This window comes from Methylomonas sp. LL1 (genome assembly GCF_015711015.1).
GTDB lineage: Bacteria > Pseudomonadota > Gammaproteobacteria > Methylococcales > Methylomonadaceae > Methylomonas.
The window spans coordinates 4,421,743-4,441,896 of the sequence record NZ_CP064653.1; the positions used below are offsets into that span (position 1 = coordinate 4,421,743).

22 protein-coding genes are annotated in these 20,154 nt (G+C 51.7%); 10 read left to right on the forward strand and 12 right to left on the reverse strand.

Annotation, left to right across the window (positions count from 1 at the left end; translation table 11 throughout):
- Nucleotides 1-3: 3 nt before the first annotated feature.
- Entirely contained in the window at nucleotides 4-1,056 is a 1,053-nt protein-coding gene (locus tag IVG45_RS20760) for a GGDEF domain-containing protein (RefSeq protein WP_196435651.1), read from the reverse strand.
- Nucleotides 1,057-1,301: 245 nt separating this feature from the next.
- The gene (locus IVG45_RS20765; protein ID WP_196435652.1) at nucleotides 1,302-1,988 is read right to left on the reverse strand and encodes a VIT1/CCC1 transporter family protein; all 687 of its coding nucleotides are present in this window, start codon (nucleotides 1,986-1,988) and stop codon (nucleotides 1,302-1,304) included.
- Between the two features lie 132 nt (nucleotides 1,989-2,120).
- Here IVG45_RS20765 and IVG45_RS20770 point away from each other — a divergent pair, with 132 nt between their 5' ends.
- The gene (locus IVG45_RS20770; protein WP_196435653.1) at nucleotides 2,121-2,639 is read left to right on the forward strand and encodes a hypothetical protein; all 519 of its coding nucleotides are present in this window, start codon (nucleotides 2,121-2,123) and stop codon (nucleotides 2,637-2,639) included.
- Between the two features lie 109 nt (nucleotides 2,640-2,748).
- Here IVG45_RS20770 and IVG45_RS20775 read toward each other — a convergent pair whose 3' ends face one another.
- A complete protein-coding gene (locus tag IVG45_RS20775; RefSeq protein WP_196435654.1) occupies nucleotides 2,749-3,150 on the reverse strand; it encodes a hypothetical protein in 402 nt (133 codons plus the stop codon).
- 75 nt (nucleotides 3,151-3,225) lie between these two features.
- Here IVG45_RS20775 and IVG45_RS20780 point away from each other — a divergent pair, with 75 nt between their 5' ends.
- Nucleotides 3,226-3,573 (forward strand): phenylpyruvate tautomerase MIF-related protein, encoded by a 348-nt coding sequence (locus tag IVG45_RS20780; protein WP_196435655.1) that lies wholly within the window; start codon nucleotides 3,226-3,228, stop codon nucleotides 3,571-3,573.
- Between the two features lie 50 nt (nucleotides 3,574-3,623).
- Here IVG45_RS20780 and IVG45_RS20785 read toward each other — a convergent pair whose 3' ends face one another.
- Nucleotides 3,624-5,648, reverse strand: a complete 2,025-nt coding sequence (locus IVG45_RS20785; RefSeq protein ID WP_196435656.1) for a cache domain-containing protein — start codon at nucleotides 5,646-5,648, stop codon at nucleotides 3,624-3,626.
- A gap of 552 nt (nucleotides 5,649-6,200) precedes the next feature.
- On the opposite strand from IVG45_RS20785, the gene bfr reads away from it, so the two are divergent.
- Nucleotides 6,201-6,665, forward strand: a complete 465-nt coding sequence (gene bfr, locus IVG45_RS20790; RefSeq protein ID WP_196435657.1) for a bacterioferritin — start codon at nucleotides 6,201-6,203, stop codon at nucleotides 6,663-6,665.
- A 333-nt stretch (nucleotides 6,666-6,998) separates the two neighbouring features.
- Nucleotides 6,999-7,391, forward strand: coding sequence for an MAPEG family protein (locus tag IVG45_RS20795; protein ID WP_196435658.1), 393 nt, complete (start codon nucleotides 6,999-7,001; stop codon nucleotides 7,389-7,391).
- 98 nt (nucleotides 7,392-7,489) lie between these two features.
- Here the strand turns inward: IVG45_RS20795 and IVG45_RS20800 are convergent, their stop codons facing one another.
- Together IVG45_RS20800 and IVG45_RS20805 are read right to left on the reverse strand one after the other, a co-directional pair.
- Nucleotides 7,490-7,702 carry an FmdE family protein gene (locus IVG45_RS20800; RefSeq protein WP_196435659.1) on the reverse strand — a complete coding sequence of 71 codons (213 nt, stop codon included), beginning with the start codon at nucleotides 7,700-7,702 and terminating at the stop codon, nucleotides 7,490-7,492.
- Between the two features lie 12 nt (nucleotides 7,703-7,714).
- Nucleotides 7,715-8,194 carry a hypothetical protein gene (locus IVG45_RS20805; protein WP_196435660.1) on the reverse strand — a complete coding sequence of 160 codons (480 nt, stop codon included), beginning with the start codon at nucleotides 8,192-8,194 and terminating at the stop codon, nucleotides 7,715-7,717.
- A gap of 436 nt (nucleotides 8,195-8,630) precedes the next feature.
- On the opposite strand from IVG45_RS20805, the gene IVG45_RS20810 reads away from it, so the two are divergent.
- A complete protein-coding gene (locus IVG45_RS20810; protein WP_230874675.1) occupies nucleotides 8,631-9,464 on the forward strand; it encodes a GGDEF domain-containing protein in 834 nt (277 codons plus the stop codon).
- 113 nt (nucleotides 9,465-9,577) lie between these two features.
- Here IVG45_RS20810 and IVG45_RS20815 read toward each other — a convergent pair whose 3' ends face one another.
- Nucleotides 9,578-10,219: a chemotaxis protein CheB gene (locus IVG45_RS20815; RefSeq protein WP_196435662.1), complete on the reverse strand. Its 642-nt coding sequence runs from the start codon at nucleotides 10,217-10,219 to the stop codon at nucleotides 9,578-9,580.
- Nucleotides 10,220-10,404: 185 nt separating this feature from the next.
- Between IVG45_RS20815 and IVG45_RS20820 the strand changes: the two genes are divergently transcribed.
- From IVG45_RS20820 to IVG45_RS20835, 4 genes are all read left to right on the forward strand, one after another.
- Complete coding sequence (locus IVG45_RS20820; protein ID WP_330165372.1) at nucleotides 10,405-10,644, forward strand: hypothetical protein; 240 nt, start codon at nucleotides 10,405-10,407, stop codon at nucleotides 10,642-10,644.
- Nucleotides 10,645-11,401: 757 nt separating this feature from the next.
- Nucleotides 11,402-12,130 carry a sulfite exporter TauE/SafE family protein gene (locus IVG45_RS20825; protein WP_196435664.1) on the forward strand — a complete coding sequence of 243 codons (729 nt, stop codon included), beginning with the start codon at nucleotides 11,402-11,404 and terminating at the stop codon, nucleotides 12,128-12,130.
- 3 nt (nucleotides 12,131-12,133) lie between these two features.
- Nucleotides 12,134-12,838 (forward strand): fluoride efflux transporter CrcB, encoded by a 705-nt coding sequence (crcB, locus tag IVG45_RS22910; RefSeq protein ID WP_196435665.1) that lies wholly within the window; start codon nucleotides 12,134-12,136, stop codon nucleotides 12,836-12,838.
- Complete coding sequence (locus IVG45_RS20835) at nucleotides 12,814-13,128, forward strand: DUF190 domain-containing protein (protein ID WP_196435666.1); 315 nt, start codon at nucleotides 12,814-12,816, stop codon at nucleotides 13,126-13,128. The genes crcB and IVG45_RS20835 overlap by 25 nt, the downstream gene beginning before the upstream one ends.
- A 65-nt stretch (nucleotides 13,129-13,193) precedes the next feature.
- Here the strand turns inward: IVG45_RS20835 and IVG45_RS20840 are convergent, their stop codons facing one another.
- The gene (locus IVG45_RS20840; protein ID WP_196435104.1) at nucleotides 13,194-14,300 is read right to left on the reverse strand and encodes an ISAs1 family transposase; all 1,107 of its coding nucleotides are present in this window, start codon (nucleotides 14,298-14,300) and stop codon (nucleotides 13,194-13,196) included.
- A gap of 165 nt (nucleotides 14,301-14,465) precedes the next feature.
- Here IVG45_RS20840 and ilvD point away from each other — a divergent pair, with 165 nt between their 5' ends.
- Nucleotides 14,466-16,316 (forward strand): dihydroxy-acid dehydratase, encoded by a 1,851-nt coding sequence (gene ilvD / locus IVG45_RS20845; protein WP_196435667.1) that lies wholly within the window; start codon nucleotides 14,466-14,468, stop codon nucleotides 16,314-16,316.
- Nucleotides 16,317-16,642: 326 nt separating this feature from the next.
- Here ilvD and IVG45_RS20850 read toward each other — a convergent pair whose 3' ends face one another.
- The 4 genes from IVG45_RS20850 to IVG45_RS20865 form a co-directional block, all read right to left on the reverse strand.
- On the reverse strand, nucleotides 16,643-17,977 hold the full coding sequence (locus IVG45_RS20850; protein WP_196435668.1) for a permease: 1,335 nt from the start codon (nucleotides 17,975-17,977) through the stop codon (nucleotides 16,643-16,645).
- A gap of 310 nt (nucleotides 17,978-18,287) precedes the next feature.
- Nucleotides 18,288-19,100 carry a hypothetical protein gene (locus tag IVG45_RS20855; protein ID WP_196435669.1) on the reverse strand — a complete coding sequence of 271 codons (813 nt, stop codon included), beginning with the start codon at nucleotides 19,098-19,100 and terminating at the stop codon, nucleotides 18,288-18,290.
- A 275-nt stretch (nucleotides 19,101-19,375) separates the two neighbouring features.
- Entirely contained in the window at nucleotides 19,376-19,618 is a 243-nt protein-coding gene (locus IVG45_RS20860; RefSeq protein ID WP_196435670.1) for a thioredoxin family protein, read from the reverse strand.
- Nucleotides 19,619-19,695: 77 nt separating this feature from the next.
- A complete protein-coding gene (locus IVG45_RS20865) occupies nucleotides 19,696-20,154 on the reverse strand; it encodes a thioesterase domain-containing protein (protein ID WP_230874676.1) in 459 nt (152 codons plus the stop codon).

Sequence of the window (20,154 nt, forward strand, 5' to 3'; positions counted from 1 at the left end):
GAACTAAAAAAACTCCACGCCGCCTTTTTCCCGGCCATTCGTGGTTTTTTCGATTAAACCTTGCTCGATTAGCGATTCATAAATACAGACCTGGTTTCTGCCATGTTCCTTGGCATAATACAGGGCTTGATCGGCGCAACCGATCACATTATCCGAACCTTCTTGGCTGGTTATCTGCACCACGCCGATGCTAACCGTCACATGTCCGACTTGGGGTAATTCATGGCCCTCGATATTGTGCCTTAAGCGGTCAAATGCCGCTTTAGCGGCATTCAATCCACACGCTTGCAGCAGAATGACGAATTCCTCGCCGCCGTATCGATAAATAAGGTCTTCGTCGCCGCGAATAACTTTTTCCATCTGTCTGGCCACCAAGATCAAAACCTCGTCGCCAAATAAATGCCCGTATCGGTCATTGACGGTTTTAAAGAAGTCAATATCAATAACGCCTAGCCAAAAGCCCATGGGATCTTTTTCGCGTCTTAACAGGCGGCGGCAATTGGTTTCATTGTTTTTAATCAATAGGCGGGTTATTTCCTTGTCGAGAGTTTCCCTGTTTAATAATTGGGTTAACTTATCTCGCTGATAATGCTCGATTAATTCTAAATAATTGGAGTAAACCTTGAGCAATCCATGCGCGGTGCGCAGGATGTCGAAGTCGGGGCTTTCTCGGCATTCTTGAATCAAAATGGCGAAAGCGCCGTTATTATGGTCCAGCGCCGGATAAATCAGATGCGTGACTTTTCCGCTTGGGTCCGACACTTGTTCCAGTCCTCCGGACAAAACGGCGGCTTTAATGCCGTTTTTCAGATGTTCGGAAATAACGTGCTGTTTGGCATGCGTACCGGTGGTTTTGATTACGCCGTTAACCGAAAACGCCAATAAGCCAACCGTAATGACGGGTTTGGTTGAAATCACTTTATATAAGTGAAATTCTTGGCCGACAGCCAGTTCATTAAGGGTTTTTAATAAACTTTCCTCAATAATTTCCGGGTCATAATGGCGGGTGATTTCGGCCAGGCTATCAATAATATGAAGGGTGCTAATGTTTTTCATCGGTAATCTGATCAGTGTGCGCCGAGACCTTCGATATAAACCAAACCTCATCCGAAACGGTAAGCAACGAACCGGAAACGGCGTTGCTTGCAGGTTTTTCAGTGATGTTTTGCCCTATAAGCAATACCGGATAACCAATGGCACAATGCCGTTAATGATGCCTGTTGCCGAGCGGTTGCTCATGTAGCCGATTTACCTACTCTGAACGAATTGTAGATGATTTTATCGCCGCCGCCCGATGAGCATTAGACGGCGACTCCAAATAGGGCGCCGACAGCCGCGGTTAAAGCCATGGCCGATGCGCCCCAAAAGCCTACCCTTGCGGTGGCGGCCAGCAGGGAGGCGCCTCCGGCGCGGGCGGACAATGCGCCCAAAAATGCCAGAAACAATAGCGAGCCGCCGGGAACGCTCCAGAGTAATGCCGGCGCCGGAGCTAGCAGCACTATCAGCAGCGGTAATCCCGCGCCGAGCGCAAAACTAGCGGCCGATGAAAATGCCGCCAGTACGGGGCGGGCGGCCGATGTATCGGTAATGCCCAGTTCATCCCGGCCATGCGCGCCGAGTGCGTCATGCTGCATCAATTGGGTGGCGACTTGCGCGGCCAATGCGTGATCGAGCCCGCGTTCGACGTAGATAGCCGTCATTTCCGCGTGTTCGTGTTCGGGGTCGGCGGCCAATTCCTTGCGCTCCCTGTCTAAATCGGCGCGTTCGCTATCGGCTTGCGAACTGACCGAAACGTACTCGCCGGCGGCCATCGACATGGCGCCGGCTACCAAACCGGCGATGCCGGCGATTAAAATACTGTGTTGAGCCGCACCCGCGGTCGCCACGCCCAAGATCAGGCTGGCCGTGGAAACGATACCGTCGTTCGCGCCGAGCACTGCCGCGCGCAACCAGCTTATGCGGTGAATTCTGTGTCTTTCGATATGCATGGCGCCGCTCCGGCTAAGATGGTCATGGCTGGATTATCGGTGAATTTTCGCCGGCTAAAAAATAATTTGACATTTTTGATTGTCAGGGCATACATAATCAGTTTAACGCAATCGCTTTTCGGAGGAATTGTTATGTCTCAACCAACTTATCTGGATTCCGTGGATCATCCCGTTATTGCAATCGTGTCAGGCGTCGATCGAGAAGTCGAACGGGGCGAAGATATTTTGATGCTGGGCTATAGCCTGGTGTTGATGGCGCCGATTTTCGCCCCGATTGCGCCGCCCAAGGTGCTTTTACCGTTGATGGCGTTGGCGTTTGTCATATCGGTCTGTCTGGCCAGGATGAATTTTTTGGGAATAGGGCGAAAATTATCCGCCGCGATGGCTGTTCAGGAAGGCCATGACTTATCGTTGTTGCGCCCGATTACCGATATTTTTGCCGAGCATCCCAAAACTACATTGACCGATGGTTTCAATCCGCTGAAAAATCCGATGCGTACCGCCAAAAGTATCCTGGGGGCGATGATGATCAATCCGTTCTGGATGCCGATTTTTTATATGCTGGGTTTGCAGTTCGCGGAAGATAAACAGCTTAGTTTGTTGAACCAGGCCGTGATCGACGTGGAACAAAAAACCGCTCATTGGCGTTAGGCACAATATTTCTCCGCTATTTGCCGCCGGCAGCGGAGGCTGGAAACTCCGGTACCGGCGGCCGATTTTTAGTTTTCTGGCGCCAATCTAATCGGAAGCAAGCCGTCATTTATTGCACTCTGATCAAGTAACCGTCGGTTTTTTCACAGCCGGGTTTGCTATGCGCGGTGACGCTGATACGGACGAAGCCGTGTTGAAAGGGCCGGTCCAATTTGCCGGTTACTTCCAGTCGGCCGCTTTTCTGCGGGGTAATTTCGAGTTGTTTCGCGCTGAAGTGTTCCTTGGTCTGGCCGGTACTGATGTTGACTTCAACCGATGTGGGAACGGTATTGGACGAGGCTACAAAAGAAAATTCGCGAAAGCTTTGCAGATATTTATTGGTCGCCGGCTGAAATTCGGAGAAAGTTGGTTTGACGCAGCTGCTGGAGCTCGAGCCGCTACCGTAGGCGTGAGCGGCATCGATTTGTAAGCTCAGTAAAACCGCGGTGGTGGTTAAGTAGAGGTATTTCATGGCTTGCTCCGCTGTGGGTTATTATTATAAGAGCCCTTAAGATACCAACAATTTGTCAATATGTGAGGAATACCGATGCCATATTTAAAGTTGAGTACCAATGTCGAGATCAGCTCGCAACAAACGCCGAAATTGCTGGCCGATTTTTCCCAGCTATTGGCCAAGGAAACCGGCAAGCCGGAGCGTTATGTGATGGTTGAAGTCACCGGCGGTAAAACCATGCTATTTGGCGGCAATGATCAGCCGCTGGCCTATGTCGAATGCAAAAGTATCGGTTTGTCGCCGGTGCAGGCCAAAACCCTGTCGGCCGCCATTTCTCGGGTATTGACCTCGCAACTGTCGGTGGCGGCCGATCGGATATATATCGAGTTCAGCAATTGTCCGGCCGAATTTTGGGGCTGGAACGGTGCGACTTTCGGTTAAGTCTTGGGCGCGGTTAGCCATAATCCGCGCGCCACGCCTTAAACCACGCCTTAAAAAGGTATGAACAATAGAGCCATGACGTCATTCCGGTAGCCGTCGGCGGTTTTATATTCCCGATAACCCTTGGATGCCGCCATCCCGAGTACGTAACTTTTATCGCGGAATTGGATAATATCCGAACTGCGTTGGCCGGTTTTTAGCGCAAAAAAACTGTCGTCCAAATCCAGGGTTTCTCCCGCGTGTAGATCAGGCCGATTGGCCACGGCGATGATGGCTTTTTTTCTGTCGGCGAACACGGCAAAACAGTCCGGCAAAATTTGTTCTTCCTCGTCTCGCGGCAGAATTTCCAGCAACATCGCTTCAAATTGCGGTTCGCTATCAAATACCAGGCCAATCCCACCCAGCACTTTGTTCGAGTCGGCCAAATCGGTTATCGCCGCGTTGTAAATGTAGGTATGGCGTTGTTGATACAGATGAGTGCGAACAAACGGCGACACGCTGTAACTCTGGCTGTCGCTGTTTTGCAACGCGGCCTGGGCGCCGGTCGAGTGATCGACCCGAGTGCCGATCAAATTGGCCAGTTTGTTATTTGAAACAGCCAGAATTTCCCCGTTCAAATCGTAGACATAGAGATTGGTATACACCGTATACAACGCATTGATATATTGCAAGATCTCGCTGATCTGGTGTTTATCGCCAAGCGAGATGTCCCCATGGGCCAGATTGCGCCTGAATGCCGAGGTCAGCGCCCACCAGCGGCAATCGTTGGCTCTTTCGTACAAATTGCGATCCATGATGTCGACCGCCAGGGCAGCTAGAAAGCCGGCATTATTCAGATGCGACGACATCACCGTCACTTCCTGCAGACTGTTGACCGACGCGGTAAAAATGCTGGCGATGTCCGAGCCGATTTGTTTGATGGCTTCCAGAACCGGCATGAATTCGGCGGCATTCTTGCGGGCCGAGGCAATCTGGCCGTTCAGTACCAGCAAACCCAGGTCGGCGTTGATGTCGGCCGAGGCTTTGCGAATGTCGCGCAACTGTTGCGGAAAGGAACTGGCCTGATCGATGATGTCCGCGTAATCGCTACGGGAGGTTGCCGTCGGATCGGGGCAGAAGGCCTTATCCAGCGGTGTCATCATTTGTCCCCGCCAGCCCAGGCCGTAGAAACCTTGATAACCCGCTGTACGGCGGGTATTGGTGATAAATTCCCGCCGTTGGTGCGGGACGATACGGACGGCGTCCGCGGGACTAAGTTTGGTTTGCAGCGGCAGGGATTGTTCGTCGCTGCTGGCTATGACCTTGCCGTCGGCGCCCAATATACTGATGATGCCGGCATCGCCGCGATCGAGCAAATTAGCGAAAATGCCCTGCATCTCGTCGTCGAATCGAAAGCATAGGCATAACACGCCCAAGGCTTTTGAGCCCTTTCGATCGGTTTCGCTGATTTTGCTGGAATAAATCAGCGCGTGGCGCCGGTTGGGTTGTAGCTCCGAATATCCGAAGCTCTCTAGGTAGTCGCGGTCGCTTGCCAGCGTCTCCGCCAGCAACGGATCGTTGGAAAATTTGACCGGGTTGGATTGATCCAAATGGGCGCGGAGTTGGCCCTGGGTGTCGAACAGCATGATTTCATCGTATACGCTGTATTTTTTGACGTATTCCCGCAGGCGGTTTTCGATGAACTCAATCTGTTGCAGGCTGGGACTCGGTTCGCTCAGAAAAACCCGAATGTCGTCATCGGTCGCCAGGAAACCGACGTCGGCGGTGCGTTCGAATAAATTGCGGATCAGCAAGTCGATAGCCACTTGCGCCTTGGATGAATTATCCAGAACCAGCTTCTGTAAATTTTCGAACAGCAGGTTTTGAGTCAGTTTGCGCTGCAATTCCCCAAATTTGCTTTGGGTGCGATTCATGTCGTCCAAAATGGTGGGGGCGACATTGTGGCTGTTGATTTTGCCGATCAGGGTGATCTTGCCCCACCAACCGTTCAATTGCGCCAATCGGCTTTCGAAGCTTTTGACATCCGGCATGGCCGTCAAAAGTTTGGATTCATGAGATTCCAGGAGTGTAATCATGGGCTGTCTATCGTTAACAAGTTAAATGAGCGGGATGGATGGCATGAAGCGTCTAAGGCTTTCGTTCAAAATAATTTTCTGAAATTGTTTGGATATTTCTTCTCCTTAAATCCCAATGCCATTTTTGCTGATCGAGTATCGCTGGAGGGGCTTTAGCCGCGACCAAGGCTTATCTCGTCGCGGCTGAAACCCCAACTACGCAGCCCAGTCCGAAAACAACTTTCCAAATGGGGCAAATCGAGTGCTTACCGCTAAAAATTTCGCGTTTGATTCGTCTAAGCAGGATTTATACCAATGGCCGCGTTCAGGCCTTCCGTTCAGTGGCGTGCCGAATAGATCAATGAATGCACCAAAAATGCACGTTATGCGCTGATATGGTGCTTGATGGACGGGTTTTAACGGCATTTAGCCGTATTTGGGTTATGCCGCGAAAGCGAAACACTTTGTTTGCGGCTTGCGCTGGTTAGGCGGTTGTGAGTGTGTTAATTTGACGCGATGCCGCTTTCTGCCGACATGCTTATATTTTCCACATTCAATCATCAGGAGATTCCTATGCAAGGCGATAAAAAAGTCATCGAATATTTAAACAAAGCCCTGGAAAACGAGCTGACCGCCATCAATCAATACTTTTTGCATGCGCGCATGTATAAAAACTGGGGTTATCAAAAACTCAACGAAAAGGTTTATCACGAGTCGATAGACGAAATGAAGCATGCCGATAAACTGATCGAACGGATTTTGTTTTTGGAAGGCCTGCCAAACCTGCAAAGTTTGGGCAAATTGTTGATTGGTGAAAATCCCAAGGAAATGCTGGAATGCGACCTGAAACTGGAAAAACTGGCCGAACCCTTATTGCGCGAGGCCATTGCCTATTGCGAAAGCGTCAGCGACTATATCTCCAGGGAATTGTTCGAACATATCCTGGAAAGCGAGGAAGAACATATCGATTGGCTGGAAACTCAACTGGGCTTGGTAGAGCAAATCGGCATTCAAAACTATCTGCAATCGCAGATGTGATTGTTAAGCGATTAATCAAAATTAACCGGCTAAGGATCTGGTTGGAAATAATTTCCCTGAATTGATTGTAGGGGCGATTTTAATCGCCCTGGGCGAATGAATTCGCCCCTACAAGATATTCAAATATCAGGAACTTATTTTTGACGAAATCCTTGGCAAGAATTTTTGGCTAGTGTCATGCAGGCATACATACCCCTAGGACAAATGGATTTCCAGGTCACCGGAATGGAGCGTTCTTGCTTCCTAATTTGGCCTAATAATGCATTCAAGCGTGGAGGTAGCTATCGTGCCAGATCCCTACACGTGATACGTTAAAGTCATTCTTCGAGTCATATGATTAGTTCTGTATACGCTGCCTTGTCGGCACTAGTGATCGTATGGTTATCGCTTCGCGTGATAAATCTACGCCGAACAAAAAAGGTTCGCCTGGGCGATGGGGGAGAACAGGAACTTCAAATTGCTATTCGAGCACAGGGTAACGCCACCGAATACATCCCTATCTCAGTTATCCTGCTGTTACTTCTGGAGCTGAATCATGGCCACATGGTCTTGATTCACATTGGTGGCATTGCGGTCCTGGTTGGGCGTCTGATACATGCACGCGGTTTGTTGACCGAAAATCTTGGTTACCGCGTCCAGGGAATGCAAGTGACTATCTTTACCATAATCGGCTTGGCGCTGGCGAATCTGGTTTATGTTTTGGGTAATGGCTTACAGCTGCTATAGCAAGATGCGCCGGGTTTCAACGATACCTGATAGGTTTCATCGGTGGGAGGATGAAGCAGAGTCGCCCACGCTGTTGTTGATGCGCAGAGTCTGGAACTTTATCCGGTCATGAAGGCCAAGGCGTCTACCCGGCAAGGGCTGTTTTTCGATAAGGCCCGAAGATCGGTGCGGTCGAAGATTCCATCCTGATACAAGCGTTCCTGCCCCGTCTTGATTTCGACAACGGCAATCAGCAGGCCTTCGCAAAGAGCGGGGGCGCCGCCAAACAGGACAGATAACGCGGGGTAAGTATTTCGTTCGTGCGATTGCAAAAAAATCAAGTATCAAGAGGCCGGAACGGTAGAGATATGGAATAGTTCATGACAGGCTGTGCAGGTGGCATCCATTTGTTTCAACGTGGCCGGAATATCGTCCAGCTGATAGATTTGGTTCCGAGACCTAAGGGTTTTCGCTTCGTCGCGGAGCTTGTCGGTTAGAGATCGAACCATCTGCTGTTTGTCCGCATCCAGATTCAATTCCGGTTTTACCGCCACTATGCAGTCCACTATGTTTTCGGCGCCATCGGCGACCTCCAACACTAGCGAACTTGCCTGCCGACGTTGACTGTCCATTTCCGGTTCGGTCAATCTTCTCTCAAATGTCAGATTGTGCAGTCGGCGAATCAAATTCGTCAATTTAGTGCCTTCGATGGCGTGCAATAGGTTCTGGCGGTCGTGGGTGGCCGCCGGTGGTTGTTTCGTGGAAACACAACCGGTCAAGGCCGGTACCAGCAATAGTGCAATGATCCGTGAAGTTTTTTGCATGATTTTCTCCTGGTAAAGTTTATCGCTGGTCGTGGCCGGTGAAGTATGAAGGTAGCGCATGGGCCATGCCCAATCCCAGCTTTGCAGGACTTACACCGGTAGGTAAAAATAATCCAGGAAGCCGGAAGGCGTGGTTTTTAATTTTCAATCGTTTCGGCGACCCTGACCAAAATTATTTTATATACAACATAACTTAGTTCTTTGGAATCAACCTAACCAGAATTGCCGTAAATCGTATTGGCTCAAAAGTAAAGGAATTTGATGGTTATTGTTTGCCGTCAAAAACTAAGACCTATTTTATTGGCCTATGTTGGATAGCGCATAGACCGCAATCTCCCTACTGTATACCCTGAATTTAGGATCAATCGGCGCTAGAAGCCTTGTAAAAAGGCGCGCGACGATAAATATGAGAAGTAGTCAACGGTACCGCAAATACATGACAAATCACCCAGAATCAAAATCTCCAGTTGAGGCAGCGCAAGCCAAACCACTTGCCAAGGTTCTTGAGCAAAGTAGGCAGGCAAAAGATATAGTGGCGGCGTGTGCCGAAGAATTGTCGTCGGTTAACACGGTGCTCAAAGACGAACTCGCGGGTCAAAATCAACCGTCAGGCCTTGAAGAAGCTCTTGAAAAGAATGAGTCGATCGAGTGCGAGGTACAGGCAGTGGACGACCATTTGTCAGCCGTGAACCACGCACTGGAGATAGAGGCCGACTTGCGCCAGAGGCTGGAGCAGCAACTGGTCACTGTCACGCATGAAAAAGCAGTGGCCGATCATGCCGCCGTTCACGATCCTTTGACTGGTTTGCCTAATCGCGCACTGTTCGACGATCGGCTGAAACACGAAATCGCCCAAGTTGAACGTCAGGGCGTGACTTTGGCTGTGATGTTCATGGACCTTGATGGTTTCAAGAAGATCAATGACACACACGGACACGATGTCGGCGATGCCGTACTGAAAATCGTGGCCGAACGTTTGAAACAGGCTACTCGCGAAGGCGACACCGTCAGCCGTCAGGGCGGCGACGAGTTTGTATACCTAATGATGGGCATCGCAGGTGATCGAGACACCATTCCCCTCGCGGAAAAAATCTTGAATTCCATTCAAGAGCCCTGTCAGTTCAGCATAGGCGAACTCATTATCAAGCTGAGCATTGGCATCTCAATATATCCGAAAGACGGCACTACCGGTCCCGACCTGATCAAGAGTGCCGACAAAGCTATGTACGAAGCCAAACAAAAAAAGTCTGGCTACGCATTTGCCCATTGAGTCTGAGTCCCGTTTTGTTTGGTATTCTGAGTGTTAAAGGTGGCATCGTTAAAGCTCCACCAAACTTCCAACAATAGTCAATACACCCCGGCTGGCAATGGTGTAAGCGACTGTTACAACAGCTCATGCCTGGCAATGCTCACAAGTTTTTCAGCGATATTTTCCGGCGAAAGCACAAAATCGATGCAACCACTCGCAATTGCCGTCTCCGGCATGTCCGGCTGAATGGCGGTATCGAGCTTTTGGGCAATGGTGATGCCGCCGGCTTCCTTGATGTCGTAAAGCGCATCGGCACCGTCGCCATCATAGCCGGAGACAATCACGGCAACCAACTTACCGTCCCAGTGTTTGGTCAACGAGCGGAGGAAAACCGTGATGACATCGGGCCAGCCACGAGGCTTCGATATTGGCTTTAAGTGAAACTGGCCATCGGTGACGTGTAAGTCCCGATTGGCTGGAATGATAAACACGTGGTTCGGTTTAATCAGCAAACTTTCCGTGATGAGCTCAACCGGCATGGCGCTGTAGCTCGGCAGCACTTCATGCAGCATGGTCGGCATCTTGGTGATGTGATTAACAATGACTATAGCCACACCCAGGTTAGCCGGTAAATTTTGCAATAACCTAATGTAAGCGTCGAGCCCGCCCGCCGAACCGCCCACACAAACCACGGGAAAATCGTTCACCAAGGCAGCCACTTCGTTTACCCCCGGCTTTTCTAATTCATTAACGGCTTCGTATATATCGCGGACCATGCACGCCTCCTTAACTGTCGATAGACGGCCATCCTATACCTAGCTGATCATCACAACAATGCGCTGGAAAACATTGCACTGTTTTGACTTACACCCAGGATATGTTCGTAGTCGTACAGACCGGCTTTAACAGACGCAGGTATAGTCAACTTAAACCGGAAAGCCTTCCGGATATAACAGAGAACATGACTATGGAAACCCTGGATAAAGCATCGCACTACGCTCACGATACCTTCGATAAGATTGCCCATGCGGCGAACCAGACAGCGGAAGTATTGGGAGAAAAAAGTGAAGACATACTGGATGCCGAGCGAAAATTGATGAGGAACGTACGCCATGTTGTGCGTGATAATCCCATCACCGCTTTGGGTATCGCGGCTACCGCCGGTTTTCTGCTAAGCCGTTTGCTTACTCACCGTCGTTGAATCGACAGACGGTATGATCCCGGCGTGCGCGAGCCAATGCCGTTAATTGATTGGAAGATATGATCGAGAACGGCGCCAGCCCTTTCGGATTTTCGCCGCAGCTGATAGTTGAGAACTCGATACCGCCAAATAAACGCCGCTGGCTGTAAACAGGATTGCAGAGATCCGGCGCGGAACCGCAACTTGTTGAAGCTGCGGATACGGTCGTAACCCTGGCCCAAGCTGCCGATAACATAGGCGGCGATCCAAATAAACACGACTCGGTAAACCTGTCGCCAGCGCTATAGGCTGCAATAGCTTCAGCGTATTGCGCTTTATCGAAGCTCTCAAACGCTGTAATACCCGCTATCGATTATTACACCTATTTCTCACAAGCTGTTGCCGAATGGTCGGCCCTAGGTGTTTGCGAAATTGTTCCGATTGCTGGCGGACCTAGGCAAAAGCCATCGGCGATAATCCGGTCTTGCGCCTTGGCCAACAGCAGAGATGAACCCCATATCCCGAGCTTTTACGCCAACGGTTGGCTCTCGGTTTGTTCCAGGTTCAATACGTCAATTTCAATACTTCGGTACCCATTTCCTTTTTAAAGCTGTCTTCCAAATAAACTCCGGGCAGCATCACCCGTATTGGCCGGAAATAATCTCGATTATGGCGGCCAATAACTCTGCTCTCAAGCATAGACAGTTTGGCAAATCAAGGGCGTGGACATAAACTGTGAAACTTAATTGTATAAAAACGAGGCACCTTGGAGAATCTGATGGCCCCCGAAATTTTGATCACCGTTGCGGCTACGGCCATCCTACAGACCTTGTTCGGAGCGGGCGTGCTGTTGTTTGGCACACCTATTTTGCTGCTGTTTGGCTATGAGTTTGTCGATGTGCTGGCCGTCTTGCTGCCGATTTCACTGAGTATCAATTTAATGCAAATCGCCAAACATCGGGCGCACATCGATTTTTCGTTTTACCGCAACGTGTTGCTGTTGACATTGCCTCCGATAGCCATTTTCCTGTTTCTGGTGACGCATGCCCGGATTAACATCGGCATCGTTATCGGGGTGTTTTTGTTGCTGATTGCGTTGAAGGAATTCTCGGAAAAAATCGCCCGCATGATAAACAGCGTGATGGAATACGAAAAGCCGTATTTTGTGGCGATGGGCGTGATTCATGGCCTCAGCAATCTGGGGGGATCACTGTTGACCGCGTTGGTCCATCATAAAAACTATAGCAAGAATATTGCCCGTGCGACGGTTGCGGCCAGCTATGGCACCTTCGCCTTGGTGCAATTGCTGACCCTCTGGCTGTTCAGCAGCGGGCAAATCGATATATCGGCTAACGAAAATCTGATCTATTTGGTGATAGGGGTGTTGGTATTTGGTTTGACCGACGAAGTGCTGTATGCGCGGATCGATCGCGAGAAATATCGGTTGATATTTTCGGCGTTTCTCGCGCTTTCCGGCTTGGTGCTCATCATCAAATCGGTGATATAAGCAATGAATCAGTTGATCGCTATCGCTTTGGGTGGTTCGGCCGGTGCCGTGGCCCGTTTTCTGGTGGCCAATGGTATTTATGCCTGGCTGGGGCGTAGTTTTCCGTTCGGCACCTTGTTCATCAATGTGTCCGGCTCGTTCTTGATGGGTTTTTTGACGGTATTGCTGATGCAGCGTTTCACGGTGGCCGTGGAATATCGCGCCGCCATTTTGGTTGGTTTTCTCGGCGCTTACACCACGTTTTCGACCTTCGCGCTGGAATCGTTTTATTTGTTCGAGGAAGGCGATCTACGAAAAGCCGCATTGAATATATTCTTGAGTGTCGTGCTGTGTCTGGTGGCTGTCTGGTTCGGCATGCTATTGGGGCGAACAATCCTCGGCGACGGCGCCTATCCTTGGCTGGATGATTTGCCCTATGCCCGGATGATGTTGGGCATAGGGATGGCGTTCTTATTGGCCGCCTTGGCGCAATTCATGTTCCAGCGCTTAAGTATGACGGCCGAGTGGCGCTTGATTACGTTGATTCTGTTGCTGGGAGTATTGACCGTTTCATTGACGCTCTGGCTGGCGTTCAAGCTGTTTCATTTTCAGCTGGAATTGCATGAAATCTTAGGTATTTTTATCACCACCAATCTATTGGGTATGTTGGTGATGTGGTTAGGTACATTATTTGGAAATTGGTTATGGCAACTCAATCTATTACGGTAGCTCGCATTTATCTTCGGGAAGGCGAGCATCTTCTGGCTAAGGTCATCCAGTTCTTGCACGACGAGGAGAAAGTTTCCGGCGTTACGGTTTTACGCGGCGTGATGGGTTTTGGTCCCGATGGCGAAATTCGTACCAGCCACTTAGTAGACTTGAGTTTGGATTTGCCGCTGATCATCGAATTTTACGACCTGCCCGAAAGGGTCGAGAAGGTGATCGACCACCTACAAAACCACATGGGGCTATCTCATGTCGTGAGTTGGTCGGCGGCTAGCCATATTAGAAGTCTTTAAGCACTTGCCGGGCTGAAAACGGCCCGACATGGCGGTAGTCCCGTCTATAAGGCAGGGCAATCGCGCTATGTAGCTTCTGTCCCAAAAAGTAACTTGAAGCGATAGTTGTCGTTTAGACAGGCCCGCAGTTTACGGCGCTTCAAGCTATCTTTAGTTGGACCGTTGTTCCTGAGCAGATTCAAGGCCATCCGTCGCATCAATGCCAGATTTTCGGCGGAATGATCAGTTCTGGCTCGATTGGCGTCTTCGCCAAATTGCACATCCAACACCCAGTGCTGTGAGTTTTCAATCGCCCAATGTTGTCGGACACCTTTGGCAAAGCGCGACAAATCGGTAAATGAGCACAAATAGTAACGATGCTCGACCGAGGTTTTATCGCCGATGATGCGCGTTGATTCAACCCTTCCAACGGCTTGTAGTCCGGCCCAGTCTGGCTTTTGCGTCAACCAATCAATCTGGGTACTCAAGCTATAGCGGCGTATTTCGATGCGCCCGTGACTTTTGTCGATCGTTTCATGGATGGGTAATCGACTTTGGGCATTTTCCGTATCCAGCCAGAGTCGAACGTCTTCGCAAAGCAAGGCGTGATTATCCTTGAGAGCCAACACATAATCGGCTTGCGCCGCGACGATGGTTTGGGCAATGGCTTTTTGGCAGCCCATGGCATCAATCGAGATCAAGGCGCCTTGAATATCCAACATCGACAACAAATCCGGAATGGCCGTGATTTCGTTAGTTTTTTCGCCGACCGCTTGCTGCGCTAATACCCAGCGCGCTTCAGCGGCAAAAGCACTCATCAAATGCACGGCTTTATCTCCTTCACGACTGCCGCGCAGGGTTTTACCATCCAAACAAACTTGCTGACCCGAAAGGCTGGGCAAGGCCGCCCGCACCCAACACTGAAAGGCATCCGCAAAGGCTTTGGGATTCAATCGCCCAAATACATCGCTCAAGGTATCGTGCGAGGGAATGCCGTTCGGTAGTGCCAGAAATGTCCTAAGCCAATCTTCTTTTTCTTCGGCAAACTCTTCCATGCCTACCCAGTCTTCAATGCCACTCAACACCGCGCACAATACAATCATGACAATATCGCCGAGGTTGTGCAGCTTGTTTTTGGTTTCGCGCCGCGGGTCTTCAAGATTAGCCAAATAGGGCATTGGATCAGGTAACATCTGCGTTTTGGGGCAAATCACTATACTAAACGATAGGATCGGGCAAGTGCTACATAGCGCGATTGCCCTGGTCTATAAGGATAGAAAGCGGAAATCCTTTAGCGATTCGAGTAAAATCTCGCTCATTTACCTTCAATTAACTTACAGCTTCCTCCGAGGTTCACCATGCCCCAGTACCGTTCCCGCACAACCACCCACGGCCGCAACATGGCCGGCGCAAGATCACTGTGGCGCGCCACGGGCATGAAAGAGGAAGATTTCACCAAGCCCATCATTGCCGTTGCCAATTCGTTTACCCAATTCGTGCCCGGCCATGTACATCTCAAGGATATGGGCCAACTGGTAGCGCGCGAGATCGAAAAGGCCGGAGGCGTGGCCAAGGAATTCAACACCATCGCCGTGGATGACGGTATCGCCATGGGCCATTCCGGCATGCTGTATTCACTGCCCAGCCGCGATCTGATCGCCGACAGCGTGGAATACATGGTCAATGCCCACTGTGCCGATGCGCTGGTGTGCATCTCCAACTGCGACAAGATTACCCCCGGCATGCTAATGGCCTCTCTGCGCCTGAACATACCGGTGATCTTCGTCTCCGGTGGCCCGATGGAAGCCGGTAAAGTGAACTGGAACGGCCAAACCCGCGCACTGGATTTGGTCGACGCCATGGTGGAAGCCGCCGATGACAGAATCAGCGACGAACAAGTCGCCGCCGTGGAACGTTCCGCTTGTCCGACCTGCGGTTCCTGCTCCGGCATGTTCACGGCCAACTCGATGAACTGCCTGACCGAGGCCTTGGGGCTTAGTCTGCCCGGCAACGGTTCGCTTGTCGCCACACACGCCGATCGTGAGCAATTGTTTCTGCGCGCCGGCCGCACTATCGTCGAATTGGCCAAACGTTATTACGAACAAGACGACGCTTCGGTTCTGCCGCGCTCCATCGCTACATTCGAAGCTTTCCAAAACGCCATGAGTCTGGATGTTGCCATGGGCGGCTCCACCAACACCGTGCTGCACCTGCTGGCGGCGGCGCACGAGGCCGGCGTCGACTTTACCATGTCGGATATAGATGCGATTTCGCGCCGGGTGCCCTGTTTGTCCAAAGTCGCGCCGGCCACTCAAAAATATCACATGGAAGACGTGCATCGCGCCGGCGGCGTGATCGGCATTTTGGGCGAATTGGATCGCGCCGGGATCATCAATCGCGATGTGCCGACGGTGCATGCGCCGACCATGGCGGCCGCGCTCGATCAATGGGACATCCAACGTACCCAAGACGAAAGCGTCAAGGAGTTCTATCGTGCCGCGCCCGGCGGTATCCCAACTACCATCGCTTTCTCGCAATCGGTGCGCTATCCGACGCTGGACGACAACCGCGCCGAAGGCTGTATCCGCGACAAAGCCAATGCCTATTCTCAGGACGGTGGTTTGGCGGTGCTGCATGGCAACATCGCCTTGGATGGTTGCATCGTCAAGACTGCCGGGGTGGACGACAGCATCCTCAAGTTCACCGGCCGCGCGCGCATATTCGAGAGCCAGGATGACGCAGTCGCCGGTATTCTGAACGATAAGATACAGCCGGGCGACGTGGTCGTGATTCGTTACGAAGGCCCCAAGGGCGGCCCCGGCATGCAGGAAATGCTGTACCCGACCAGCTATCTGAAGTCCAAGGGGCTGGGCAAGGCCTGCGCATTGCTCACCGACGGGCGTTTCTCCGGCGGCACCTCCGGCCTCAGTATCGGCCACGCCTCGCCCGAGGCCGCCGAGGGTGGAGCCATCGGCCTGGTGGAAGAGGGCGATACGATAGAAATCGACATTCCCAATCGCCGCATTCATCTGGCGGTGTCGGTGGAAGAACTCGAACGCCGCCGGGCCGCGATGCTTGCCAAGGGGCCTCGGGCCTGGAAACCGGTCAACCGTGAAAGAACGGTATCGGCCGCGCTCAGGGCTTATGCCGCCATGACCACTTCGGCCGCGAAAGGCGCCGTGAGAGACGTATCCCAGGTCGAGCGATAGTAAGAGGCTTCAATCCCGCTGGGTTTCGTGGTCGCGGTTCAAGCCGACGTGTATATGATTGAAACGTTACGCGAAGTTAATTTAATATCGGTTCTCGGACCGACAGCCGTGTTTGTTGCTTTTGCGCGGCCCCAAAAAAGAAACCCAAGAAAAGGCCGACCCGACACCGCCAGTTTCCCGTGCTTCTTGCCAAACACTGCGCTGTTCGGGGCGGTATAGGGGGGATAACAGTATTACTTCGGTATTATTCCGCTTCGCCAACAATTGCGGGCAAAACCGAGTATCCCTAGGGAGCAAAGACGAGGTTTTTGCTACCTCGAAATCGCTTATTCGGACAGATGCATCACCAATCCGTATAACAAGCCGCAGCCGGTCGCCATCACAATCACCAGTGATACAAAGGCAACCGTCTTGGTGGTGCCCAGTATGCTGCGGATCACCAGCATGTTGGGCAGCGACAAAGCCGGTCCGGCCAGCAACAAGGCCAGCGCCGGGCCTTCGCCCATGCCGCTGCCGACCAGGCCTTGTACGATAGGGACTTCGGTCAGCGTGGCGAAATACATGAAGGCGCCGGCGAAAGCGGCAAAGAAGTTGGCGCCGATGGAATTTCCGCCCACCGCCACCGACACCCATTCGGATGGAATCAGACCCTCGTGGCCGGGGCGGCCGAGTAAGGCACCGGCGATCAATACGCCGATCAACAGCAACGGCAAGATCTGCTTGGCGTAATCCCAGGCGGCGCCAAACCAAGCGCCGCCTTGATCCTGATCGGTGCTGGTGATCCAGGATAGGCCGATGACGGCCGCAGCAAAAGGCAGCAAGGGTTGGCTGCCGAACAGCAGCGCCGCCGCGGCAGTCACCACGGCCACCAAGGTCAGGCGGCCGCTCGGCAATTGAAACCAGCGGCTCAAGATGATCGCCAAGGTGACGCCGAACAAACCGGTCAGCCACCATTTGGCCGCATAAATCGCATGCCACAAGCCTTCTGTGTTATCCGATTTGGCCCAGTTGGCAAACACCAGAATCAACACCAGCGTGGCCAAAAACAGGCTGTTTTGCCAGAGCGGGCGGCTGGGTTCTTCTTCCGGCAGCGCGACTTGCTTTTTGATCTTTTCCAGTTCTTCCTTGCGAAACAGATAAGCCATGATCAGGCCAATCACCACGCTGAATAACACCGCGCCCAACGCGCGGGCGATGCCCAATTCCATGCCTAGAATCCGCGCCGTCAAAATGATCGCCAACACGTTGATGGCCGGCCCGGAATACAAAAAGGCTATCGCCGGCCCCAGCCCCGCGCCCATCCGGTAAATGCCGGCGAACAACGGCAACACGGTGCAGGAACAAACCGCAAGGATGGTGCCGGACACCGACGCCACCGCATAGGCCACGCCCTTGGGTGCCGTGGCCCCCAGGTACTTCATCACCGCGCCCTGGCTGACGAAGACAGCGATGGCTCCGGCGATGAAGAAAGCCGGAATCAAACACAGCAATACGTGCTCTTCGGCATACCAGCGCACCAGATACAAGGCTTCCCAGAAGGCATTGTGCAAGCGTTCCCAGCTTTGCAGGGCTTCCACCGGCAGGTAAAAACACACCAGGAAGCCGGCGACGATCAGTAATAGCGCCTTCCATTCGTCACGCCAAAATGAAGTGTTGTTCATGGTCGTTTTCCTCTGGGTTTTTGCTCGAGCCGGAAAAGCGCTTGGCAATTTTTGTAATTGAATGGGTTACCAATGCCACTCAGGATGTAGATGTAGGGTACGCATTGCGTACCTTGTTGGGCGTTCCAAATACCTAGGCGTTAAAAAGGTACGCGGTGCGTACCCTACAAGACTCGTAAGGCGGATTCGCCGATTGGCAATCCGCCATAGCTTTGAAGAGCGTTGGCGTTTTGCTATCGCGAAAACGCCCTACGATCTCCGGTTTTAAACGATCAGGATTGCTTTGGCTCCGCAGAGGCTAGTCGAACGGTTATTGCCAACTACCGTCAGATATCCGGCAGGCGGTTCTTGTCGAGCCATCGAGTAAACGACCGCTTTGAGTCAACTGGTAACTAAATTCGCGGCACCAGTTGCCGTCGGGATTCTGGAAACTACGTAACGGGACGATACGGTATTGGTTCGTGCCGTTGTTCCAGTCGATTGGCCGTTGATCATATCCGTACTCCAGCGATTGGCTAAAACAAAAACGATCCCCGTCATCCATGCTTTGCCCGATTTGATTGCCCAGCATTTGATTAACCATCGCACCGGCAATGGCTCCCATCATGGAATTACCGCCTCCTACCATAGTGCCTATGGCGCTACCTATCGCGTTTCCCATATTAGGTCCGCTGTTATAAGCCGACTGTGGGCGATTACAGCGTCCCTGGCCAATGCCATAGGTGTCGGCACCGTAACGGGAGCTGTAACGAGTATCGTATCCTCCCCAATAGCGATTGTTAGACCGAGTGCCTCGGTCGTAATCACCAGGATGTTCTTTTTTATATTCCTTTTGCATTTCCTTATGATCTTTTCGCTCCTCGCGCTGCATTTCTTCTTGATGCTTGCGAGTTTCCCGCTCCATTTCCTCCCAGTGTTTGCGTTCTTCGCGATCGATCTCTTCCTGATGTTTTTGTTCCTCGCGCTGCATTTCTTGATACTTTTTTTGCGCTTCACGTTGATGCTCCTGGAAGTCTTTTCTGGCCTCCCAGTCATCCTTATTGGGAGGATCGGCAAGACAGGGCGAACTCATAAGAGCGGTGGCTAAAATGACTTTAAAACCAGTGATGAATTGGATATTCATAATACTCCCTCGTTTTATATTTTTTAAAAAACTGCCGATGGCGGCTTATGCCGTAAAACGCAGATCAAAACACGAAAAAATGCATCAGCATCATAAGTTCCGCACATTACCTGTAATCGGACAAGGTTTCTATTTATCTGAATGATTGTCTGCTGTTTTGCGGAAGCAGCAGTTCGCAACTGACGATATTGGGCTTCCGATTTAGCGGGAGAGACGAACGTGAAATGTCAGAGGCTCCGATTGGTTGCAAGTTGGCTTTCCCTTGTTCCATCCGCTCAACCCAAATGGGCGGCGATTTCATCGGGCGTTAAAATCTTGCCCTGGCTGACCACCTCATCGTTGACGACCAAGGCCGGAGTTGCCATTACTCCCCGCTCGACGATTTGCATCATGTCGGTGATATGTACTACTTCAGCGGTGAGATTTCGCGAGGCAACCGCTTCCCGTGCGTTGGCTTCCATCTGCTGGCATTTCTTGCAACCCATTCCAAGAATCTCGATTTTCACTGTGTCGGTCATGGCATATTTCCTGTGGTTGGTAAAAAACATTCTGTCGGGTGGTCGCGTTTTAATGCACTCTCGAGTGTCGTTGCAACTTATCGGATGCCTGGCGCTTTGGCGATGGCCACGAAGTTTCCTTCAAAATTGCCCGCCGGCTGCCCCTCGTAGTCAAGGATAGCTGAAATCGCAATTCGGGCGCGGCCTCTACGGGAGAGCGTGCGCATGAAAACATCCCACGCTTCCGGCTGCTTGATGAACGAACGCGCCGTAAATGTGCCATGAATCGGCCGTTCATAGCTCATGGTATTGTTTTGAATCACGATGCCACTGGTGATACCTGCGCTTTTCAGGCGAACATGCACCAGTGACCATGCCGCCAGGGTTGCTACTGCCGAGGCGCTGCCACCGAACACGGATTCGGTGTGATTGATGTTGGGCGCCAACGGTGCGCTCAGAATAACCCTTTCTTGGTTTGCTTCGAATACGCTGACCTGCATGGCTTTTGACAGCGGGATATGGTCATGTAGATACTGCTCAAGTGTTTGCGGATTCAC